This window comes from Pacificoceanicola algae (genome assembly GCF_049341065.1).
Lineage (GTDB): Bacteria > Pseudomonadota > Alphaproteobacteria > Rhodobacterales > Rhodobacteraceae > Pacificoceanicola.
In genome coordinates, this window is the sequence record NZ_JBMPIX010000008.1 from 1 (window position 1) to 20,182 (window position 20,182).

The following is a 20,182-nucleotide window of genomic DNA, read 5'->3' on the forward strand; positions in this document are numbered from 1 at the left end:
TACAAGCGGCGCAATCGCATCGAAATCATGTTCGGCAGGCTCAAGGACTGGAGGCGCGTGGCAACCCGCTACGACCGGTGCCCAAAAGTCTTCCTTTCGGCCATCGCCCTCGCTGCAGTCGTCATCTACTGGTTATGAATCCTGACCCTAAGCGCAGCATTTTCGGATAATTTTCGAAAGGAGCGCTGTTTTCAATTCACGCACGATGTGATGAAAAAGCAGCCCACGACAAACCTATCGACTGGCATGTACGCCCCAGCTGCGCGGTTCCAAGATACTTCGCGCGCCCCCTTCGGCACACCTCAAAGGTGATTGATCGACATCGGTTCTTTGATCCCGGCAATCCTGCTTCATTGGCTTGACAACCCACCTGCCCTTCATGCAAGGCCCCCAAAAACACCGTTTTGGTGAAACAGGTGCCGGATGCGATCATCGGTCAACTGTTAAAGCGAACGATTGCGAATCCGACAATCTGCCGCAGGCAAGCCCATCCGGCGAAGTCAGAAAACCGATACCCAAAGCCTGCCAGCGGTTGTGGAAAAGTCTTTATGTCTATTGGGGTTCGCCCTTTGCGGGCGAAAGCGGGGTGCCCAAGAGTCTGTCATCGCTATTTATCCCTGCCCTGCGGCGGTTTCACGCTGATTAGTACGAAACCGGCCCTTTTCCCCCATCCAACGCGGGCCTATAAGGACAACCGGTCCGGACCCGGGGGAGTCGCGGGCCTTTCAATTAATGGGGCAGGGCTCGAATGTTTGGATTTGACAAACTATTAGGCGCATTTTCGTCGGACATGGCCATCGACCTCGGCACGGCGAACACGCTTGTCTACGTCAAGGGCCGAGGCGTGATCCTGTCGGAGCCATCGGTCGTGGCCTACCACATCAAGGATGGCGTCAAGAAAGTGCTGGCCGTTGGTGAGGACGCCAAGTTGATGCTGGGCCGCACGCCCGGCAGCATCGAGGCGATCCGCCCGATGCGCGAAGGCGTGATCGCCGATTTCGACACAGCCGAGGCAATGATCAAGCATTTCATTCGCAAGGTTCACAAGCGCTCGACCTTCTCCAAACCCAAGATCATCGTCTGCGTGCCGCACGGCGCCACCCCGGTCGAAAAACGCGCGATCCGCCAGTCGGTTCTGTCGGCGGGCGCACGCAAGGCCGGGCTGATCTCCGAGCCGATCGCAGCGGCCATTGGCGCGGGCATGCCAATCACCGATCCTACCGGCAACATGGTTGTCGACATCGGCGGCGGCACCACCGAAGTCGCGGTTCTGTCGCTGGGTGACATCGTTTACGCCCGGTCCGTCCGCGTTGGCGGCGACCGCATGGACGAGGCGATCATCAACTACCTGCGCCGCCAACAGAACCTTTTGGTCGGCGAAAGCACCGCCGAGCGGATCAAGACCTCGATCGGTACGGCGCGAATGCCTGACGACGGGCGCGGCAGCTCGATGCAGATACGCGGCCGCGACCTGCTGAACGGTGTGCCCAAGGAAACCGAGATCAGTCAGGCACAAGTCGCCGAGGCATTGGCGGAACCCGTGCAAACAATCTGCGAGGCGGTGATGACTGCGCTGGAATCCACGCCACCGGATCTGGCGGCCGACATTGTCGATCGCGGTGTCATGCTGACCGGCGGCGGCGCCCTGCTGGGCGATCTCGATCTTGCGCTGCGCGAGCAGACCGGTCTGGCCGTGTCCATCGCGGACGAAAGCCTGAATTGCGTCGCACTTGGCACCGGAAAGGCGCTTGAGTACGAAAAGCTGCTTCGCCACGCCATCGATTACGACAGCTAAACAAGGTCAGGCGCGGATTTTTGTATAAACCCGCGCCGCAGCTGTAGTATCACGGCATATCCCTGCGGAGGCACCGTGGCCAACGACCGCTCCAGCGATGATTTTACCGCTCCGCTCAAGCGTTTGCTTCTGGCGGTGCTTGTCTTGTGCCTGACGGGAACTTTTCTGCTGTGGCGGATCGACAGCCCCCGCGTGGAACGTTTCCGCGCCCGCGTGGTCGACGCGGTCGTTCCGCGGATGGATTGGGCGATGGCTCCGGTCACGGGCACCGTGAACATCCTGCAGGATTTCCAGAGCTACCAGCGCATTTACGAGCAGAACCAGGAATTGCGCCGCGAGTTGCGCCAGATGACCGCATGGAAAGAGGCCGCGCTACAGCTTGAGCAGGAAAATGCGAGACTGCGCGATCTCAACAACGTGCAGATCGACCCGCGCCTGACCTATATCACCGGCGTTGTTCTGGCCGACAGTGGCTCACCTTTCCGGCAATCGGTGTTGATCAACGTCGGCAGCCGCGATGGCATCGTGGATGGCTGGGCGACGATGGATGGCATCGGGCTTGTGGGCCGGGTCTCGGGCGTGGGCAAACAGACCAGCCGGGTGATCCTGCTGACGGACACGACCTCGCGGATTCCGGTGGAAATCCAGCCCTCGGGCCAGCGTGCGCTGGTGGTGGGCGACAACACTGCCGCGCCACCCATCGACTTTATCGAGAACCCTGATCTGGTGCGCGCAGGCGACCGGATCGTGACCTCGGGCGATGGCGAAGTCTTCCCGCCCGGCTTGCTGATCGGTCAGGTGGCACAAGACCCTGGCGGGCGCCTGCGCGCGCGTCTGGCAGCCGATTACGAGCGGCTGGAATTCTTGCGGGTACTGCGCGACCACGGTGCGCGCCGGGTTTCGAACCCCAGCGCCCTGATCCTGCCCGAAGACCTGCCTGACGCGGGCGAGCCACCTGCCCCCGAACCAGAACCAGAGACTCCGGCCGATGGTTGAGCGCGGTCCCGGCCATATCTGGGCCATGCGCTGCATCTATTTGGCCATTTCGGTGCTGGTGATCTTTTTGCACCTTCTACCTCTGCAGACCATGCCGCGGCACTTTGCCGGCCCCGACCTTATCGTGGCGCTCACCTTTGCCTGGGCGCTGCGCCGCCCCGATTATGTGCCTGCAATCCTGATCGCCGGGGTCATGTTGTTGACGGACATGCTTTTTGGACGGCCGCCGGGCCTGTGGGCGCTGCTGGTTCTGCTTGCTTCGGAATGGCTGAAACGCCGCGACAGGCGGATGCGCGACACCACCTTTGTGGCCGAGTGGCTGACAGTCACTGCGGTGCTTTTCACCATCACTGCGACGTATCGCATCGTGCTTGGGGTCTTGATTGTGCCCGGCGGCGCGCTTTTCTTATCAGTGATGGAATTCGCCATGACGGTGCTTGCCTATCCCGTAGTTGTCGCGATCTCGCATGTACTGTTTCGGGTCCGGCGTTCAGCCCCGGGTGAAATTGATCCAATGGGACGCCGCACATGAGACGCACGCCGCGCGAAACCTCTGAAAGTGCTCTGCGCATTTCTCGCCGGGGATTGATCCTGGGCGGAGGGCAGCTTGCCTTTGCCGCTGTGCTGGCGCTTCGCATGCGGCACCTGCAGGTGGATCAGGCCGATGAGTTCCGCCTGCTGGCGGAAGAAAACCGTATCAACATGCGTCTAATTCCGCCGTCCCGCGGGCGCATTTTTGACCGCAATGGCGTGGTTATCGCCGAAAACGAGCCGACCTATCGCATCACGCTGGTGCGCGAGGATGCGGGCGACGTGGAAGAGGTCATCAAACGCCTGTCGATGCTGGTCGAACTGGACGAAGACGACCTGAACCGCGCCCAGGCCGAGATGAAGCGCACGGCACCGTTCTTTCCGGTCACCGTCGCCGACCGCGTGAGCTGGGAGGACATCAGCCGGGTCGCTGTGAACGCCCCTGCCCTGCCCGGCGTCACGCCGGAAGAAGGCTACAGCCGCGTCTATCCGCAGCACGACACCTTTGCCCATGTGGTGGGCTATGTTGGCCCGGTGTCAGATCGCGACCTGTCGCGCTTCGAGGATCCGCCGCCGCTGCTGCGCATCCCGCGTTTTCAGATCGGCAAAGTCGGGGTCGAATCCAAGTTCGAAGAAGAATTGCGCGGCCACGCGGGCGCCAAGCGGGTCGAGGTCAACGCCGTCGGCCGCGTCATGCGCGAATTGGATCGCCGCGAAGGCGAGGCCGGCGCGGATCTTCAGCTGACAGTCGACAGCGATTTGCAAGACTACGTGAAGGCCCGCCTTGGTCCCGAGTCCGCAAGCGTCGTTGTGATGGACCTTGAGAAAGGCGATGTTCTGGCCATCGCCTCGGCCCCGTCTTACGACCCCAACAAATTCGTGCGCGGCATTTCGGTCAAGGATTACAGCGAACTGCGCGACAACGATCACCGCCCCTTGGCGTCGAAGACGGTGCAGGACGCTTATCCGCCCGGCTCGACCTTCAAGATGGTCACGGCGCTGGCGGCTATGGATGCGGGCGTTGTGGCCCCGGATGAAACGGTCTGGTGCCCCGGGCATATGGAGGTCGGCTCTCGCCGGTTCCATTGCTGGAAGCGCGTCGGCCATGGTCATATGAACCTCGAAAGCGCGCTGCGCGAAAGCTGTGACGTTTATTTCTATGACCTTGCGCTGAAGGTGGGGATCGAAAATATCGCCGCAATGGGCCGCCGTTTGGGTCTGGGCGAGGCGCACCCGCTTGAAATGTCGGCCGTTACCGCCGGACTGATGCCTGACAAGGCGTGGAAGCTGCGCGAACGCGGCAGCGCCTGGGTGATCGGCGACAGCGTCAACGCCTCGATCGGGCAGGGTTTCGTGTTGACCTCGCCGCTGCAACTGGCCGTGATGAGCGCGCGGATCGCCACCGGGCGATCAGTCACCCCCCGGTTGGTCAAAAGCATCAATGGCATCGAAACCCCGTCCCGCGGTGGCGACCCTTTGGGGCTGAATGAAAGCCATCTCAAACAGGTGCGCCGGGGGATGTACGCGGTGTCGAACAACCGGCGCGGCACGGCCTACCGGTCACGCATCATCGGCGAAGGCTATCGGATGGCGGGCAAGACCGGCACCGCCCAGGTGCTGAACCGTATCGTCAAGAACGACGCGCCGTGGGAAGAGCGCGACCATGCGCTGTTCGTCAATTTCGCCCCCTATGACGCGCCGCAGATTGCCGTGTCGGTGGTGGTTGAACATGGCGGAGGCGGCTCGACCGCCGCGGCTCCGATTGCCCGTGACGTGACCTTGCAGGCGCTTTATGGCGGCGATCCACCGCTGGACGCCTACCCGACGGGTGTTCGCCGTCAAATTCAGGAGCAACAAGAACGGCTCGCCCGCGAACGCGAGGCCCGCGAGGCTGAACGGAACAGCCGCGCATGACCTATCTTGAATACTCTGTCAAAACGGTTCCGACGGGCTGGCGAAAGATCTTGCATCTGAACTGGCCACTGGTGGTTTTGTTGACGGCAGTCGCCAGCGTCGGATTCCTGATGCTCTATTCCGTCGCGGGCGGCTCGTTCACGCCTTGGGCCGAGCCGCAGATGAAACGCTATGCGCTTGGTTTGGCCGCAATGTTCGCCGTGGCGATGGTGCCGATCTGGCTGTGGCGCAACCTTGCGCTTGTGGCCTATCTGATCGCACTGGGCCTGCTGCTGCTTGTGGAGTTTTTCGGCGCTGTCGGGATGGGGGCGCAGCGCTGGATCGACATCGGGTTCATGCGCTTGCAGCCCTCGGAACTGATGAAAATCACGCTGGTGATGTTTCTGGCCGCCTACTACGACTGGTTGCCTTTATCCAAGACCTCGCGCCCGTTCTGGGTTCTGGTGCCGATCGCCATCATCCTCTTGCCGACCTTTCTGGTGCTGGCCCAACCAGACCTTGGCACCGCACTGTTGCTGGTGATCGGCGGTGGGTTGATCATGTTTCTTGCCGGGGTGCACTGGGCCTATTTCGCAACCGTGATCGGGGCGGGCATCGCTGGCATCTGGACGGTTTTTGAAAGCCGGGGAACCGATTGGCAATTGCTCAAAGACTACCAATTCCGCCGCATCGACACCTTCCTTGACCCGTCTTCGGACCCGCTGGGTGCAGGCTATCACATCACCCAGGCCAAGATCGCCATGGGCTCGGGTGGGTGGACTGGACGCGGCTTTATGCAGGGCACCCAATCGCGACTGAACTTCCTGCCGGAAAAACACACCGACTTTATCTTCAACACACTTGCAGAGGAATTCGGCTTTGTCGGCGGCTTTTCCCTGCTGGCGCTTTACGTTCTGGTGCTGGTGTTCTGCATCTTCTCGGCGGTCCAGAACAAGGACAGGTTTTCTTCGCTCTTGACGCTGGGCATCGGGCTGACGTTCTTTTTGTTTTTTGCTGTGAACATGTCCATGGTGATGGGATTGGCGCCCGTGGTAGGCGTGCCTTTACCATTGGTGAGCTATGGCGGCTCTGCCATGTTGGTCTTGATGATCGCATTCGGTCTGGTTCAAAGCGCGCATATCCATAGGCCCCGTTGATGACTGCACATATCCTTTTTTCCGCCCATGCCTCGCGCTGGGACCAATACGAAGCGCCGTTGAAAGAGGCACTGGACAACGCCGGGCTGGACTATGTGCTGGCCACCGAAATGCCGCCGGACGAGGTGGATTACATCGTCTACGCGCCCAACTCCGACGTGCAGGATTTCACGCCCTTTACCCGTCTCAAGGCCGTTCTGAATCTTTGGGCCGGGGTTGAAGATGTTGTCGGCAATGCCACGCTGAAAGCCCCCCTTGCCCGTATGGTCGATGAAGAGGGGCTGACGCAAGGCATGGTGGAATGGGTTACCGGGCATGTGCTGCGCCACCATCTGGGCATGGACGCGCATATCGTGAACCCCGATCACAAATGGGAACCCGTCGCCCCACCGCTGGCCCCCGAAAGGCCCGTGACGATACTTGGCATGGGCGCATTGGGGCGCGCGTGTGCACGGGCGTTGCGGGGCCTTGGCTTTCCCGTGACCGGCTGGAGCCGTTCGGAAAAGCGGGTGGCGAATGTGCGGTGTGTGCATGGCGACGAAGGCTTGGCGCAAGCGCTGCGCGGAGCACAGATCGTTGTGCTGCTGCTGCCTGCAACCCCCGAGACAGAAAATATCCTGAACGCGTCAAGCCTATCCCTGCTGGCGCCCGGCGCGGTGGTGATCAATCCCGGTCGCGGCCCGCTGATCGACGATGATGCGCTGTGGCAGGCACTGGACAGCGGGCAGGTCGGTCATGCCACGCTGGATGTCTTTCGGGTTGAGCCTTTGCCGAAGGATCACGGCTTTTGGAGCCACCCGAAGATCACGATCTCACCGCATATCGCCTCGGAAACGCGGCCGGCATCGGCGTCGCGGGTGATTGCCGAGAATATTCGTCGCGGCGAGGCAGGTCTGCCGTTTCTGCATCTTGTTGACCGGGACGCAGGCTATTAAGCCCTTGGCAAACAGGAGTGCCGCCCCCATGAGCTTTGACCGTTCCATCAAGATCGCGCCGTCGATCCTTTCCGCTGATTTCGCCGACTTCGGGCGCGAGATTCAGGCCATCGAAGCGCAGGGCGCCGACTGGGTGCATGTCGATGTCATGGACGGGCATTTCGTCCCGAACCTGACCTTTGGCCCGCCCGCCGTGAAAGCCTTTCGTCCGCACGTGAAAACCTTCATGGACGTGCACCTGATGATCTCGCCTGTCGATGCCTATATCGACGCCTATGCCGAGGCTGGGGCCGACATGCTGACTGCCCATGTCGAGGCCGGACCGCATATCCACCGCACCTTGCAGGCCATTCGCGGCGCCGGGATGAAGGCGGGCGTGGCGCTGAACCCGGGCACCCCCGCCGAGGTCGTGAGCGACCTGCTGGATCTGACGGATATGGTTCTGGTGATGACGGTAAACCCCGGCTTTGGCGGGCAGAAGTTCATCGACATGACCGCCAAGGTCCGCAAGGTCCGCGAGATGATCGGCGACCGCGAGGTGCATATCCAGATCGACGGCGGCGTTGATCCTGTGACCGCACCTTTGGTGACCGCGGCTGGGGCGGATGTTCTTGTTGCGGGATCAGCGGTTTTCCGCGGCGGATCGGTGGACAATCCCGCGCCCTATGGCGAGAATATCGCCGCGATCCGGGCAGCAGCCCAGGAAATCTGATGTCCTTAAGTGGGGGTCAGGTGCTTTTTCGGTAACGGAAGGTGCCTGTGCCCTTGGCGATTATTTCGCCCGTTTCATCGCGAATCTCGCCTTCGGCAAAGAAGGTTGAGCGTCCTCCGCCGGTTTTGCGGCCTTCGGCAATGAAGGTCTGACCGCGCGGACGCGACAGGTACTGGACGTTCAGGCTCAACGTCAGACACATCTGCTGGTGGTCCGGGTCGCCGGTCCAACAGCCCGCATAGCCCATGACAGTATCCAGCAACGAGGCATGCGCGCCACCGTGCGGGTTGCCGTGGCGGTTCATGATGAAATCGGCAAGCGGCAGTTCAAACTTGGCGTAGCCATCGCTCCAGTCCAGCATGTTCATGCCGATATGGGCAGACCAGGCATAGGGCTCTTCGCGAAAGCGATCATCCATGGGATCGGGCCTCCAGCCCCAGTTCGGCAAAGCGCGGCACGAAAGCGCCAAGTTTCAGGCCCTTTTCCGGATTGGCCGCGTTGCCGTCAAGGGCGCGCTTCTTGACGCCTTGCAGGATCGCGGCCATGCGGAAAAACGCGAAGGCGACATAAAAACCAAAGTTGTCGATCGAGGACAGCCCGCGCAGCGCGCAGTATCGGGCAACGAATTCCGCGTCCGACGGCAGACCGGCGGCGGCGCGATCTATGCCCGCAAGGCCGCGACCCTCGGCGCCCGGCGGTAATTGCCATTGCATGATGACCCCCGCAAGATCTGCATAAGGGTGCCCGAGGGTCGAAAGCTCCCAATCAAGCACGGCGCGGCAGTCGGTTCCATCCGGCGCAAAAAGCATATTGTCGATTCGGTAATCGCCATGCACCAGCGTTCGTTGACCATCGTCGGCGGGCATATGCGCGCCAAGCCAGTCGATCAGCGCCTCCATATCCGTAATCTCTTCGGTTTCACTGGCGCGGTATTGTTTGACCCAGCGCGCGAATTGCCTTTCGTAATAGCTGCCCGGGGGGCCGTAGTCCGCAAGCCCGGTCGCGGTCAGGTCAACGTCATGGATCGCCGCCAGAACGCGGATCATTTCATTGATGATCGCGGCGCGGTTTTGCGGCGTTTCTTGGGGCATCGAAGGATCGACAAAGCTGCGTCCTTCGACCAGATCCATGACATAGAACATCGATCCGATCACGCTCTCGTCCTCGCAAAGGGCGTGCATCCGGGCGACAGGTACCTGCGTTTCGGCCAGCGCCTTTTGCACACGAAATTCGCGGTCCACCGCATGGGCGGATTTCAGCAAGTTCCCAAGGGGTTTGCGGCGCAGCACATAGGCCCCCGAAGGGCTGTCGAGCCGAAAGGTTGGATTGGACTGGCCGACCTCGAATTTTGTCGCAGTCAGCGGGCCTTCAAAGCCCGCGACGTGGCGGGACATCCACCCCGCCACGGACTCAAGCTGCTGTGGATCCATCAAATCTTCTCGTTTGCATGCTTGCGCAACTCGGCGCGAGCAACCTGGCGGCGATGCACCGCGTCCGGGCCGTCAGCAAAGCGCAGAGTGCGGACGTGGGTCCACATATGGGCAAGGTCATAGTCCTGACTGATGCCACCCGCGCCAAACAATTGCATGGCTTCGTCGATCACCTTGCCAGCCATCAAGGGCGCGATAACCTTGATCTTGGAAATCCATGGCTGTGCCGCACGCACCCCGGCGGTGTCCATCATCCATGCCGCCTTGAGGCACAGGAGGCGGGCCATCTCGATCTCCATCCGGGCGTTGGCGATGATGTCGTAATTCGCCCCCAAGTCGCTGATCCGCTTGCCAAAGGCCTCGCGGGCCAGCCCACGTTTGCACATCATGTCCAGCGCCTTTTCCGCCTGACCGATTGCGCGCATGCAATGATGGATGCGACCCGGTCCAAGGCGCCCCTGTGCCACCTCGAACCCGCGCCCTTCGCCCAGGACAATGTTATTCGCCGGCACGCGGACGTTGGTGAACCGGATGTGCATATGACCGTGCGGCGCATCGTCCTGACCAAAGACATGCATGGGGCGCAGCACCTCGATCCCCGGCAGGTCCGGGTCCATTACGAACATGGTGTGGCGGGAATGTTTGGCAGCCTCGGGATCCGTGCAGGCCATGAGGATATACAGCCCGCAACGCGGATCGCCTGCCCCGCTGATCCACCATTTTTCCCCGTTCAGAATGAAATCATCGCCGTCGCGCTTGGCCTCAAAGGCCAGTTGCGCAGCGTCAGAAGAGGCCACGTCCGGCTCGGTCATGACGTAGGCCGAGCGGATGTCGCCGTTCAGCAGCGGTTTCAGCCAGCGGTCCTTCATCCAGCCTTCCCCGTAGCGTTCCAGTACCTCCATGTTACCTGTATCAGGCGCGTTGCAGTTAAAGACCTCGGCGGCCAGATGCACCTTTCCCATTTCCTCGGCCAGATAGGCATATTCCACCGTGGTCAAACCAAAGCCACGGTCTGAATCCGTCAACCAGAAATTCCACAGCCCGCGATCCTTGGCCAAGTCTTTCAGACCGTTCAGAATTTCCAATTGGCGCTCGGTATGCTGAAACCGGTCGCCCGAGGGATGCTTGCCCACCTCGGCGTGGAATTCAGCGTCCAGCGGCGCGATGTCCTCTTCGATCATGTGGCGCACTTTTTCGATCAGCGGTTTCACCCGCTCAGTCATTCCAAGATCCATCTACCCCTCCAAGAAAAATCGTGTGATCCAGTTGGCAACAAGCGCCGGGCGGTCCTGCCCTTCGATCTGCACGTCCACGTCCCAATGTACATCCAGCGCGCTATCGCGTTCATCAACCGACGCGACGGTGAACAGCCCGCGAATGCGGCTGCCAACACGGACCGGGCTGACAAAGCGGATGCGGTCAAAGCCATAGTTCACGCTGCTGGTCACGCCGGGCAGCTTGTCCACCACCTGATAGGACATGGCCGACAACATCGAGAGCGTCAGGAACCCATGCGCGATGGCCCCGCCAAAGGGGGTTTCCGCCGCGGCGCGGGCCTCGTCCAGATGGATGAATTGCCAATCTTCGGTGGCGTCGGCAAAGGCCTGCACCTTTGCCGTATCCAGCGTGAACCAATCGGTTGTTACCGGAGCCTTTCCCCGCAGTTCATCAACCAGCATCGGGCAGAACGTATCCATCAAAGCGTTTGCGCAACGTCAGTTTTGACACTTTGCCCGTGGCGGTCAGGGGAAGGTCTTCGACCAATTCCATTGCATCAGGAAGCTGCCATTTGGCCACGTGTTCCAACATCAACTGATGGATGTCCTCCAACGATGGCGGGTCTTCAGCGGCGCGCGGGACGACAACCAGCAAGGGACGTTCGTCCCATTTCGGATGTGGAATGGCGATCACCGCGCAATTGGCCACCTTGGGATGCGCCATGGCGATATTCTCCAGATCGATGGACGAAATCCACTCGCCGCCCGATTTGATCAGATCCTTGGCGCGGTCCTGAATGTAAAGAAAACCATCCGCGTCGATGCTGGCCACATCCCCGGTGCCAAACCAGCCTTCGGCATCCATGGCGGCGGCGCTCGCCTCGGGGTTGTTGAAATAACCCGAGATGATGGTATTGCCGCGCACGAACAACTCGCCCACGGCTTTGCCGTCGTGGGGCTGGCGATTGCCGTTCTCATCAACGATCTTCAGCTCGACGCCAAAGACTCGGCGGCCTTGTTTGGACTTGATCTCCATCCGGGTATCAAAGGGCAGACCCTGCATGGGTTTGGACAATTGACCGTGCGTTCCGACCGGGCTCATTTCCGTCATGCCCCAGGCGTGGCAAACGTCCACACCCCGGGTCTCGAAAAACTCGATCATCGCGCGCGGCGCGGCCGAGCCGCCGATCACCAACTGATCCAACGACGCAGGCGCAGCGCCCCGCTGTTCGATCTCCGACCGGAGGCCAAGCCAGACAGTCGGAACGCCCCAGCTTGCCGTAACCTGTTCGCTTTCCATCAGATCGAACAAGGAAGGGCCGTCCAGTTTCCCGCCCGGCATGATCAGCGACGCGCCAACCAGGGGCGCGGCGTAGGGCAGCCCCCAGGAATTGACATGGAACATCGGCACGACGGGAAGAATGCGGGCGCCTTCATAAAGGCTGCGCGAAATGGTGATCGCCAGATACATGGCATGCAGCACGGTCGAACGGTGCGTATACAGCGCTCCCTTCGGATGGCCCGTAGTGCCGGAGGTGTAGCACAGGCCAGCCGCCGTATCCTCGGGCATCACCGGCCAGTCGTAGGTCTGGGGCTGGCCGTCCAGCAAGTCTTCGTAGCAGAGCCAGTCCAGCTTGCCCTCGGGCATATGGGCCCGGTCCGTCATCGCCACCAGTTTGAGACCCTTGGGAAGATGCTCGGCCAGCGCTTCGAGAATGGGTACAAATGTCGTGTCAACGAACAGAGCCTTATCCTCGGCGTGACCGATGATAAACAGCATCTGTTCTGCGGAAAGTCGCGGGTTGATGGTGTGGCAAATAGCGCCCATCCCGCTGATCGCAAAATACAATTCAAAGTGGCGATAGCCATTCCACGCCAGCGTTGCGACCCGGTCCCCCGGCTGGACACCGATCCCCGCCAAGCCGTGTGCCAGTTGCGCGGTGCGCTGGAACGCCTCGGCATAGCTTTCGCGGTGCAGATCTCCTTCGGTTCTGACCGATACGATTTCTCCGCCCGGATGCGCTTCGGACGCGTACCGCAATAGCTCGATAATCGAGAGCGGCATTTTCATCATCATGCCCTGCATCTGACCCTCCCTTGTCGTCTGCTTTATTAGGTCTACAGTGGTCGAGTTGTCGCGCGTTGCGCAACCTGTTTTGAAAAAGATGACGTCAGGAAGTTTCATGACCAGCCAGATGCGCCGCATTGCCCTTGCCCGCCGCCCTTCCGGAGTGCCGGTGCCCGAAGATTTCGCAATGGAAACCGGACCGATCCCGACACCCGGCGCAGGCGAAGTGCTGATCGAGGTGAGCCACCATTCGCTCGACCCCTACATGCGCGGACGCATGGACGACGCAGGCAGTTACGCCGCCTCTCTGGAACTGGGCGAGACAATGATTGGCCAAGGCATTGGCCGCGTGCTGGCATCAGAGGCCGAGGGTTTTGCCCAAGGCGATGTGGTCACCGGGATGACCGGATGGGCCAGCCACGCGGTTCTGCCGGGCGATCAGCTGCGTGTGCTTGACCCGTCTGTGCCTGCCACAACCGCGCTTGGGGTTCTGGGGATGCCTGGGTTTACCGCTTGGACGGCGTTGCGCGAATACGGCCGCCCCAAAGCCGGCGAAACCCTTGTAATCGCCGCCGCAACCGGGCCGGTCGGGGCCATGGTCGGCCAGCTGGCCAAGGCCGCGGGGCTGCGCACCGTCGCCATTGCTGGAGGGGATCAGAAATGCCAACTGGCTCTGGAGAAATTCGGTTTTGATGCCGCCATCGACCACCGCGCCCATTCGGAGGCAAACTCGTTGCGCGCGGCGCTGGCCGAGGTCTGCCCTGACGGCGTTGATATCTATTGGGAAAATGTTGGAGGCAAGATTTTGGAGGCTGTCACGCCGCTGATGAATGTGCATGGACGCATTCCGGTGTGCGGCACGATTGCTTGGTACGGCGGCAGCGACGAAGCCGCTAACCGCCTGCCGCAGGTCTGGCGCGCGATCCTGACAAAGCGGCTGTCCGTCAACGGCTTTATCATCTTTGACCATTGGGACGGGTTTCCGGCGTTTCTCGAGGAAGTCGCGCCCAAGATCGCGGCGGGCGAGATTGCCTATCTTGAGGATATCACCGAGGGGCTGGAAAACGCACCTCAGACCTTTATCGGGATGCTGACGGGCGGCAACACCGGCAAAACGATCATCAAAGTCTAAAGCTCGGTTTCCGCCTCAAGCGCCAAGGGGGCCGGGGTGCCGCCCAGATCGTCGATCCGCAGCCCCTGAGAAGGCCGTGCCAGACGATTGCGCACCACCCAAAGCAGGCGTGTCTGCGCCCGGGTTATCGCCACATAAGCCAGCCGTTTCCACAGCGGCTGGCCTGCTTCGGTCCGCCCCATACGCGCGGCGGCGTACAGGTCTGGCGCAAAGACCTGCACATTGTCCCATTGCGAGCCCTGCGCCTTGTGGATCGTAACAGCCGCGCCGTGCAGAAAGGTCGCCCCCATGCGCGCGGCGTAGGGGATGAACGGTTCTTCCTCGTCCGGTTTTTCGACTTTGACGATCGAGGCTGCCGAGACTTGCGGCTCCGGCGCACCAACCACATGCAGACGCGAGAAGCCGGGTTTGCGCCCCGGCCCCAAATAGATGACCTGCGCCCCCTTGATCAGCCCGCGCGCCTCCAGATCAAGACGTTTCTTGCGATGCTTCAGCGGCAGTTCGATGCCGTCGCAGATCAGGGGCTCACCGGGCAAAAGTTCCGTTTCCGGCGCGCCGTGGACGTTGCGAAAGGCATTGATCAAGCGGATTCGCGTCGCATTGCGCCAGACAAGCACCGGACTGCGGGCCATCAGGTCCACCTCGACTCGCTGCGCCCAGACAACGCGGTCATCCTGCGCCGCCTTGGCTTCGACCATGCGCTCGAAATCTTCAAAGCCAAGCTCGGGGTCCGCCAATGCGTGGGCCAGATCAAGGATCGGGTTGTCCGCCGCCTGCCGGTGAACGCGGCTGAGTTCCAGCTTTTGCGATTCTTTCAAACCGTCAAAGATCAGCTTTCCGGACTGGTTGACGGGTGCCAACTGCGCAGGATCACCGAACAGCACAAGATTGGGGAAAATCTCTTTGAGATCATCGAATTGCCGATCATCCAGCATCGAGGCTTCGTCGACAAACCCGATATCCAGAGGCTCATCCCGCCGCTTCCATCCGGTTATGAAATCGCTGCCCCGAAGGCCGGCAGCCGCCAGCGCGGCGGGAATGGATTTATGCGCCTCATAGCTGGCCTGCGCCCGGGCGAATCCTTCGTCGGTCAGGTCTTCCAGGTCAGGCTTTTCGCCATTGCCCATCAGCCATTCGGCCAGCTTTTCATACTCTGGGTCGTAAACCGGGGTATAAATGATGCGGTGGATCGTCGTCGCGGGAACGCCGCGCATGCGCAAAACGCTGGCGGCCTTGTTCGTCGGCGCGAGAATGGCCAGTGTCCGGCGATCCTTGCTTCGCTTGCTTTCGTAATCGCCCGAAACCGTTTCGACACCCGCCGCATCCAGCGCCTTGACCAGTTCGGCCAGAAGCAGGGTTTTGCCGCTGCCTGCCTTGCCCATCAGGGCCATCACGCGACTGTCCCCTTCTTGAGCTGGCAGGCAAATTCCTTCGTGCAGATCAACGCCCGCGCTGCGCAAAAGCTCGGTCACGCTGTCATAGGCCGAAGCCTGATCGTCAGAGAATATGATGGCGGGGGCGTTCATGCGGGCACAGTACCTGCCCCGATGATCGCGTACCAGTGCTAGATATGCCCTATTCGTGGGCAAAGGGGGACGTTGCCCCCCTTTCGCAGACGGCCTCAGGCGGCCGCGAGTTCTTCGGTCTGATAGACTTGACCGAAGGAGATTTCGAACCAACGCTTGGACAGATCGATCGAGATGCCTGCGCTTTTGGCGACCCGGGCCTGCGTTTCCGGCGTGAAGTCCCAGAGGCCGACGCTGATCGCTTCGCGGCCTTCACCAACGGTGCCAAGCACCTCGGGGGTAGAGCCGATGCGGCGGAAAACACGAACCATATGGGCAAAGATCACGCCAACGAAATGCTCGACCCCGAATTCTTCCATGACATGGCCGCCCGCCAGCATCAACGCTGCGGCGACGCCTGGCCGCGCGCCTTGGGCAAGGCAAAATCGGGTGCATTCCCAGATCAGCGGGCTTTTGATCGTGACGCCATCGGTCAGGTGGGTGAAATGATCGTTCACCATGGTCGGCCCGACAGTGGGCATCAGGCGCAGAGAACCGCCATGCGTACCATCGGGGTTCTGGTAGATGATATAAAGCGGGTTCTCGTGATCGTATTCATCGCGCTCAAGACCATCGGCATCGACAGAAACATCCCAGTCGTGACGAGATTTGAACTGCGCCGCGCGATCCTGGAACATGGTGCGTGCCAGACGCGGGAACTTGTGAAGGTCTTCGCCGTAGATGTAACGGATCATGGTGTTATTCCCCTAAACGATAAGTCGTGATGGGGAAAATTTGCGGCAGCCAGGTTAACGATATTTAACCTCAGCGCGCGCCGACCTAAGCCGGAGTTTACCTCCGGCCCAGCTTAGACCACGATCAACCCTCGGCTCAGGGCCCGTGCGACTGCGTGTGTGGTGTTCATAGCGCCCAACTTGTGGCGCGCGCTTTCCACGTAAACCCGCAGGGTATGTTCCGAAATTGACAAGCTATCCGCCGCTTGTGCCCTGTTATATCCAATGGCCAGAAGGGTCATGGCCTCGATCTCGCGGGGGGACAGGGGCTGAGAGGCTTCCGGCTTCCGGCCAGGCTCGAACTCCAGCGCCTTTTGATTGAATGAATGCGCGATCAGGATCAGGGCACGTCGGTGTTTATTGGTGAATGTCTCCCATTCTGCGTCGGTGCAATTGTGGCTTAGAGTAAAGTGGGCAAACTGGCCGTTCGGGCCGCGGATCGGGATGGAATAACCCTGATTCCCAATGCCATGCGCAATTGCGTCCTGCATGAAATTGCGCGCGGCCTTGCTGGACCAGTCAAGTTGCTTCCAGTCCACCGGGTGAAAGTGCTGGTAACAGCCAACGATGACCGGATCGATCCGCAGATAGCCTTTTTCAACATACTTGTTGACCCAAGCCATATCGTACGTGCCGCAGCCATATTGATCGCCATTGCTGTTCACCCAGTGATAAATCAGATGATCTACACCGAACGCGTCTCGCAGGACTTCGATAACGCCCTGCAGGTCATCCAGACCTTCAGCGCGCTCCAATTGCTCGATTAGTCCTTCCAAGTGCGGCGTGCTTTCCGCAAATCCCACTTCCAGTCCCCTCAACCCGGGACGCCATCTCGGCCTGCGCCACCAGCGACGCGTCATCCAGTTGTGCGGCGAGCGTAGGAAGCCCGTTGGCACGTGCGAATGTCTTCAGGTCGGTCAGAACGTCGAGTATCCAATCATGTCCCATTGGGAACCTCTCTTCCTAGTAGTTAATGAAGCGTTAAATCAACTATAGCACGCACGAATTCGGGCCAATATTCACAGAATTCCCCTCCCCAAAAACTGCGAGGGTGCAAAAAACAAGTCTTTGTTTTCTCACAAGCCCCCCTCGAACGAGAAACGCCCGCGACAGCCGTGGGGCGATTCGCGGGCGTTTCTGATGTTCAGTTGTGGTTGGGCTACTTGCCGGCTTCCAGTGCGTCCTCGAATGTCCGCAGCCCGGTACGGGGGGCCTGAACCAGCACGGCCATGTTGCCGGGCTTGTGCTCGTTCTTCAGCATCTTCATGTGAGCCGCGGGAATCTCGTTCCACGGGAAGACCTCGGACATGCAGGGATCAAGGCGGCGCTCGATCATCAGGCGGTTGGCCGAAGCGGCCTGCTTGAGGTTGGCAAAGTGCGAGCCCTGCAGACGCTTTTGGTGCATCCACATGTACCGAACGTCAAAGGTACAGTTGAAGCCAGAGGTGCCAGCGCAGATCACAACGATCCCGCCCTTCTTCACGATCAGGGTCGACACAGGGAAAGTTGCCTCGCCCGGGTGCTCGAACACCATGTCAACGCTCACGCCTTTGCCGGTGATGTCCCAGATCGCCTTGCCGAACTTGCGGGCCTCTTTGAGCCACTCGTTGTACTCAGGCGTGTTGACCGTGGGCAACTGGCCCCAACAGTTAAAGTCCTTGCGGTTGATGACACCCTTGGCGCCCTGCGCCAGAACGAAATCCCGTTTGCTTTCATCCGAGATCACACCAATCGCGTTGGCGCCCGCCGTGTTGGCCAGTTGGATCGCATAAGACCCCAGACCACCCGAGGCGCCCCAAACCAAAACGTTCTGGCCCGGCTTCAACTCGTGCGGGTGGTGGCCGAACAGCATCCGGTAGGCCGTGGCCAGCGTCAGCGTATAGCAAGCCGCCTCTTCCCAAGTCAGGTGCTTGGGGCGTGGCATCAACTGCTGGGCCTGCACCCGTGTGAACTGCGAGAACGAGCCGTCATGCGTCTCATAGCCCCAAATCCGCTGAGTGGGAGAGAACATCGGATCGCCGCCGTTACACTCTTCATCGTCGCCGTCGTCCTGGTTGCAGTGGATGACAACCTCATCACCGACCTTCCAGCGCTTTACCTTGTCGCCGACCGCCCAAACGATCCCGGAGGCGTCAGAGCCTGCGATATGATAGGGCTGCTTGTGGCCGTCAAACGGGCTGATTGGCACGCCAAGGCCAGCCCAGACACCATTGTAGTTCACCCCGGCCGCCATCACGAGAACCAAAACCTCGTGACTGTCGATTTCCCAAGTGTCCACAACCTCTTGCTGGAACGACTTGTCGGGCTCGCCGTGCCGGTCCCGCCGGATCGCCCAAGCGTACATCTTCTTGGGCACATAGCCCAAGGGGGGCATTTCACCGATCTCATAGAGGTCTTTTTCCGGCGCGTCGTACTGGGCGATCCCCGTTTGCGTGTCCAGAGCCATAGTGGCCTCCTGTCATTGTCCAGTTGTTAACTCTTTCGCGATTGCAGCGCAGAATCGCGGTGTTGACCCCCTGAATACGCGTCGCCGCGCAACATTGCAACGCCAAGAAAAGCTTTTTTGTAATTTTATAACCGAGCAATCGCAGAATTACGGATGCTCGCGCAGAAATTGGGCTGGGGGCAGCGGGCGCTAAAACAGGTGCGAGATCGAGTTGGCGTAAAACTCCACCACCTCCCGCCTGCCATCCTCGATGGAAAACACTCCGTCCTGCTCCAAAAGAACACCGCGTTCCAGAAGTGGACGCAGGCCGGTTTCCACTGCGTAGTCACGATTTCCGCGCGGTAGATGCACATGGCTTTCGTTCAAAGCCTCAAGGGCTTTGGAAAAGGCGCGCTCAATCTCGGCACGGGTCGCGGGGCCTTGCAGCATTATGTGGGCAACAAGCGGAACGGGCAGCACAGGCACAATCTCAGCGACGCGGTTCATCAATACTTCGGAAAGCACTTCTGGGTCTTCAGCGACTTCGGGATAAAGCCGCAAGGACAACGGCTTGCCAAAACTCACCGCGGCATAGCCAAATCGGTGGAACCGCCCGGTCACCCGCAACCAGAGCTGTTTGAGAACAGCCAGAAAGACCACGGTGATCGACGCGCCAAAGCGTTCAGATCTGGATTTCGCCTTTTCAATCAGAACCGAATCTTCGAGCACCCGATCATAATTCAGGGCCACAGGCACAAAGACCACATCCCGCGCCTCAAGGTCGAGATCCTCGACAATATAGCTGAGCAGGCCAAGCTTGGGCGGTCGCAACGCCCCATTCAGGCTTAGCCCACCTTCAGGGAAAATCGCCTGAGCGACGCCACTGCTTGTGGCCATTTGCACGTAGCGCCGTAAGACTTTGCGATACAGGGCATCGTGCGCCTGACGCCGGATGAAATAGGCGCCCATCGAGCGGATCAACCGTGACAACGGCCAGACCTGCGCCCATTCTCCTACGGCATAAGACAGTGTGGTCCGATCCGCCGCGAGATGAGTGACCAGAACGTAATCCATATTAGAGCGATGGTTCATGATGAAAATCACCGTGGCATTTGGATCGATCCCTGCCAGCTCTTGCGGGTCATGGTGGCCCAGACGCACGCGGTAAAGCGCATTCGACAAAATCCGCGCCACCCGCACGCCCCAGCCGAAATAGGCAAAGGCCGAAAATGACGGCACGATTTCACGCGCATAACGGCGGGCCTGCTCAAAGGCGACGTCCTCTCTTACGCCATTCTTTTGGGCGTAATCCACAATGGCTTGAGTCACCTCAGGATCATAACACAGCCGCTGGATCAGATCGTAGCGCCGAAGCAGCTTGAAGGGCTGGATGGGACGTTGCAGGCGCTTGTTCAATTGGGCAACGGCCCGCTCCATCCTGCGCCGGAAGAACCAGCGCACTGAAGGGAACAGAAAATGCGAGGCAAAAGTCACACCCGCAAAAAGCAGGATCAGGACGAAAAGCCAGAGCGGAAGAGTCACAGGGGACATCATGGCTTGACGGTGGCAGGCGAAAACTGCCTGCGCAAGAG

At 60.3% G+C, this 20,182-nt stretch carries 19 protein-coding genes; 9 read left to right on the top strand and 10 right to left on the bottom strand.

The genetic code is table 11. The features are described 5' to 3' along the window. The 8 genes from ACOYQJ_RS13150 to rpe form a co-directional block, all read left to right on the top strand. Positions 1 to 138, top strand: a 138-nt coding sequence (locus ACOYQJ_RS13150) for a transposase (RefSeq protein WP_422906275.1), incomplete at its 5' end; no start/stop codon positions are given. Positions 139 to 748: 610 nt separating this feature from the next. Next, positions 749 to 1,795, top strand: a complete 1,047-nt coding sequence (locus tag ACOYQJ_RS13155; protein WP_422906487.1) for a rod shape-determining protein — start codon at positions 749 to 751, stop codon at positions 1,793 to 1,795. Positions 1,796 to 1,870: 75 nt separating this feature from the next. Continuing rightward, positions 1,871 to 2,791, top strand: a complete 921-nt coding sequence (gene mreC, locus ACOYQJ_RS13160; protein WP_422906488.1) for a rod shape-determining protein MreC — start codon at positions 1,871 to 1,873, stop codon at positions 2,789 to 2,791. Beyond that, positions 2,784 to 3,323, top strand: a complete 540-nt coding sequence (locus ACOYQJ_RS13165; RefSeq protein ID WP_422906489.1) for a rod shape-determining protein MreD — start codon at positions 2,784 to 2,786, stop codon at positions 3,321 to 3,323. Before mreC ends, ACOYQJ_RS13165 begins: the two co-directional genes overlap by 8 nt. Beyond that, on the top strand, positions 3,320 to 5,236 hold the full coding sequence (gene mrdA, locus ACOYQJ_RS13170; protein ID WP_422906490.1) for a penicillin-binding protein 2: 1,917 nt from the start codon (positions 3,320 to 3,322) through the stop codon (positions 5,234 to 5,236). Before ACOYQJ_RS13165 ends, mrdA begins: the two co-directional genes overlap by 4 nt. Then, on the top strand, positions 5,233 to 6,372 hold the full coding sequence (rodA, locus tag ACOYQJ_RS13175; protein WP_422906491.1) for a rod shape-determining protein RodA: 1,140 nt from the start codon (positions 5,233 to 5,235) through the stop codon (positions 6,370 to 6,372). The genes mrdA and rodA overlap by 4 nt, the downstream gene beginning before the upstream one ends. Continuing rightward, on the top strand, positions 6,372 to 7,307 hold the full coding sequence (locus ACOYQJ_RS13180) for a 2-hydroxyacid dehydrogenase (RefSeq protein WP_422906492.1): 936 nt from the start codon (positions 6,372 to 6,374) through the stop codon (positions 7,305 to 7,307). The genes rodA and ACOYQJ_RS13180 overlap by 1 nt, the downstream gene beginning before the upstream one ends. Before the next feature lie 28 nt (positions 7,308 to 7,335). Continuing rightward, positions 7,336 to 8,019: a ribulose-phosphate 3-epimerase gene (rpe, locus tag ACOYQJ_RS13185; protein ID WP_422906493.1), complete on the top strand. Its 684-nt coding sequence runs from the start codon at positions 7,336 to 7,338 to the stop codon at positions 8,017 to 8,019. Between the two features lie 16 nt (positions 8,020 to 8,035). On the opposite strand, the gene ACOYQJ_RS13190 is transcribed toward rpe, so the two are convergent. Genes ACOYQJ_RS13190 through ACOYQJ_RS13210 form a run of 5 tightly spaced genes read right to left on the bottom strand, consistent with a single transcriptional unit; the run spans position 8,036 to position 12,752 of the window. Further along, positions 8,036 to 8,437 (bottom strand): PaaI family thioesterase, encoded by a 402-nt coding sequence (locus ACOYQJ_RS13190; RefSeq protein WP_422906494.1) that lies wholly within the window; start codon positions 8,435 to 8,437, stop codon positions 8,036 to 8,038. After that, a complete protein-coding gene (locus ACOYQJ_RS13195; RefSeq protein WP_422906495.1) occupies positions 8,430 to 9,449 on the bottom strand; it encodes a phosphotransferase family protein in 1,020 nt (339 codons plus the stop codon). Before ACOYQJ_RS13195 ends, ACOYQJ_RS13190 begins: the two co-directional genes overlap by 8 nt. Next, entirely contained in the window at positions 9,449 to 10,684 is a 1,236-nt protein-coding gene (locus tag ACOYQJ_RS13200; protein ID WP_422906496.1) for an acyl-CoA dehydrogenase family protein, read from the bottom strand. Before ACOYQJ_RS13200 ends, ACOYQJ_RS13195 begins: the two co-directional genes overlap by 1 nt. After that, positions 10,685 to 11,146 (bottom strand): MaoC family dehydratase, encoded by a 462-nt coding sequence (locus ACOYQJ_RS13205; protein ID WP_422906497.1) that lies wholly within the window; start codon positions 11,144 to 11,146, stop codon positions 10,685 to 10,687. Continuing rightward, positions 11,118 to 12,752 carry a long-chain-fatty-acid--CoA ligase gene (locus ACOYQJ_RS13210; RefSeq protein WP_422906498.1) on the bottom strand — a complete coding sequence of 545 codons (1,635 nt, stop codon included), beginning with the start codon at positions 12,750 to 12,752 and terminating at the stop codon, positions 11,118 to 11,120. The genes ACOYQJ_RS13205 and ACOYQJ_RS13210 overlap by 29 nt, the downstream gene beginning before the upstream one ends. 97 nt (positions 12,753 to 12,849) lie before the next feature. Between ACOYQJ_RS13210 and ACOYQJ_RS13215 the strand changes: the two genes are divergently transcribed. Then, on the top strand, positions 12,850 to 13,866 hold the full coding sequence (locus tag ACOYQJ_RS13215; RefSeq protein ID WP_422906499.1) for an NADP-dependent oxidoreductase: 1,017 nt from the start codon (positions 12,850 to 12,852) through the stop codon (positions 13,864 to 13,866). Here ACOYQJ_RS13215 and ACOYQJ_RS13220 read toward each other — a convergent pair. From ACOYQJ_RS13220 to ACOYQJ_RS13240, 5 genes are all read right to left on the bottom strand, one after another. Next, on the bottom strand, positions 13,863 to 15,392 hold the full coding sequence (locus ACOYQJ_RS13220; protein ID WP_422906500.1) for an ATP-dependent DNA helicase: 1,530 nt from the start codon (positions 15,390 to 15,392) through the stop codon (positions 13,863 to 13,865). The genes ACOYQJ_RS13215 and ACOYQJ_RS13220 overlap by 4 nt on opposite strands. A gap of 95 nt (positions 15,393 to 15,487) precedes the next feature. Next, positions 15,488 to 16,126: an acyl-homoserine-lactone synthase gene (locus ACOYQJ_RS13225; RefSeq protein WP_422906501.1), complete on the bottom strand. Its 639-nt coding sequence runs from the start codon at positions 16,124 to 16,126 to the stop codon at positions 15,488 to 15,490. 113 nt (positions 16,127 to 16,239) lie between these two features. Next, positions 16,240 to 16,968, bottom strand: coding sequence for a helix-turn-helix transcriptional regulator (locus ACOYQJ_RS13230; protein WP_422906502.1), 729 nt, complete (start codon positions 16,966 to 16,968; stop codon positions 16,240 to 16,242). 356 nt (positions 16,969 to 17,324) lie between these two features. Continuing rightward, a complete protein-coding gene (ccrA, locus tag ACOYQJ_RS13235) occupies positions 17,325 to 18,611 on the bottom strand; it encodes a crotonyl-CoA carboxylase/reductase (RefSeq protein WP_422906503.1) in 1,287 nt (428 codons plus the stop codon). 189 nt (positions 18,612 to 18,800) lie between these two features. Continuing rightward, positions 18,801 to 20,144 (bottom strand): 1-acyl-sn-glycerol-3-phosphate acyltransferase, encoded by a 1,344-nt coding sequence (locus tag ACOYQJ_RS13240; protein WP_422906504.1) that lies wholly within the window; start codon positions 20,142 to 20,144, stop codon positions 18,801 to 18,803. Between the last annotated feature and the right edge of the window lie 38 nt (positions 20,145 to 20,182).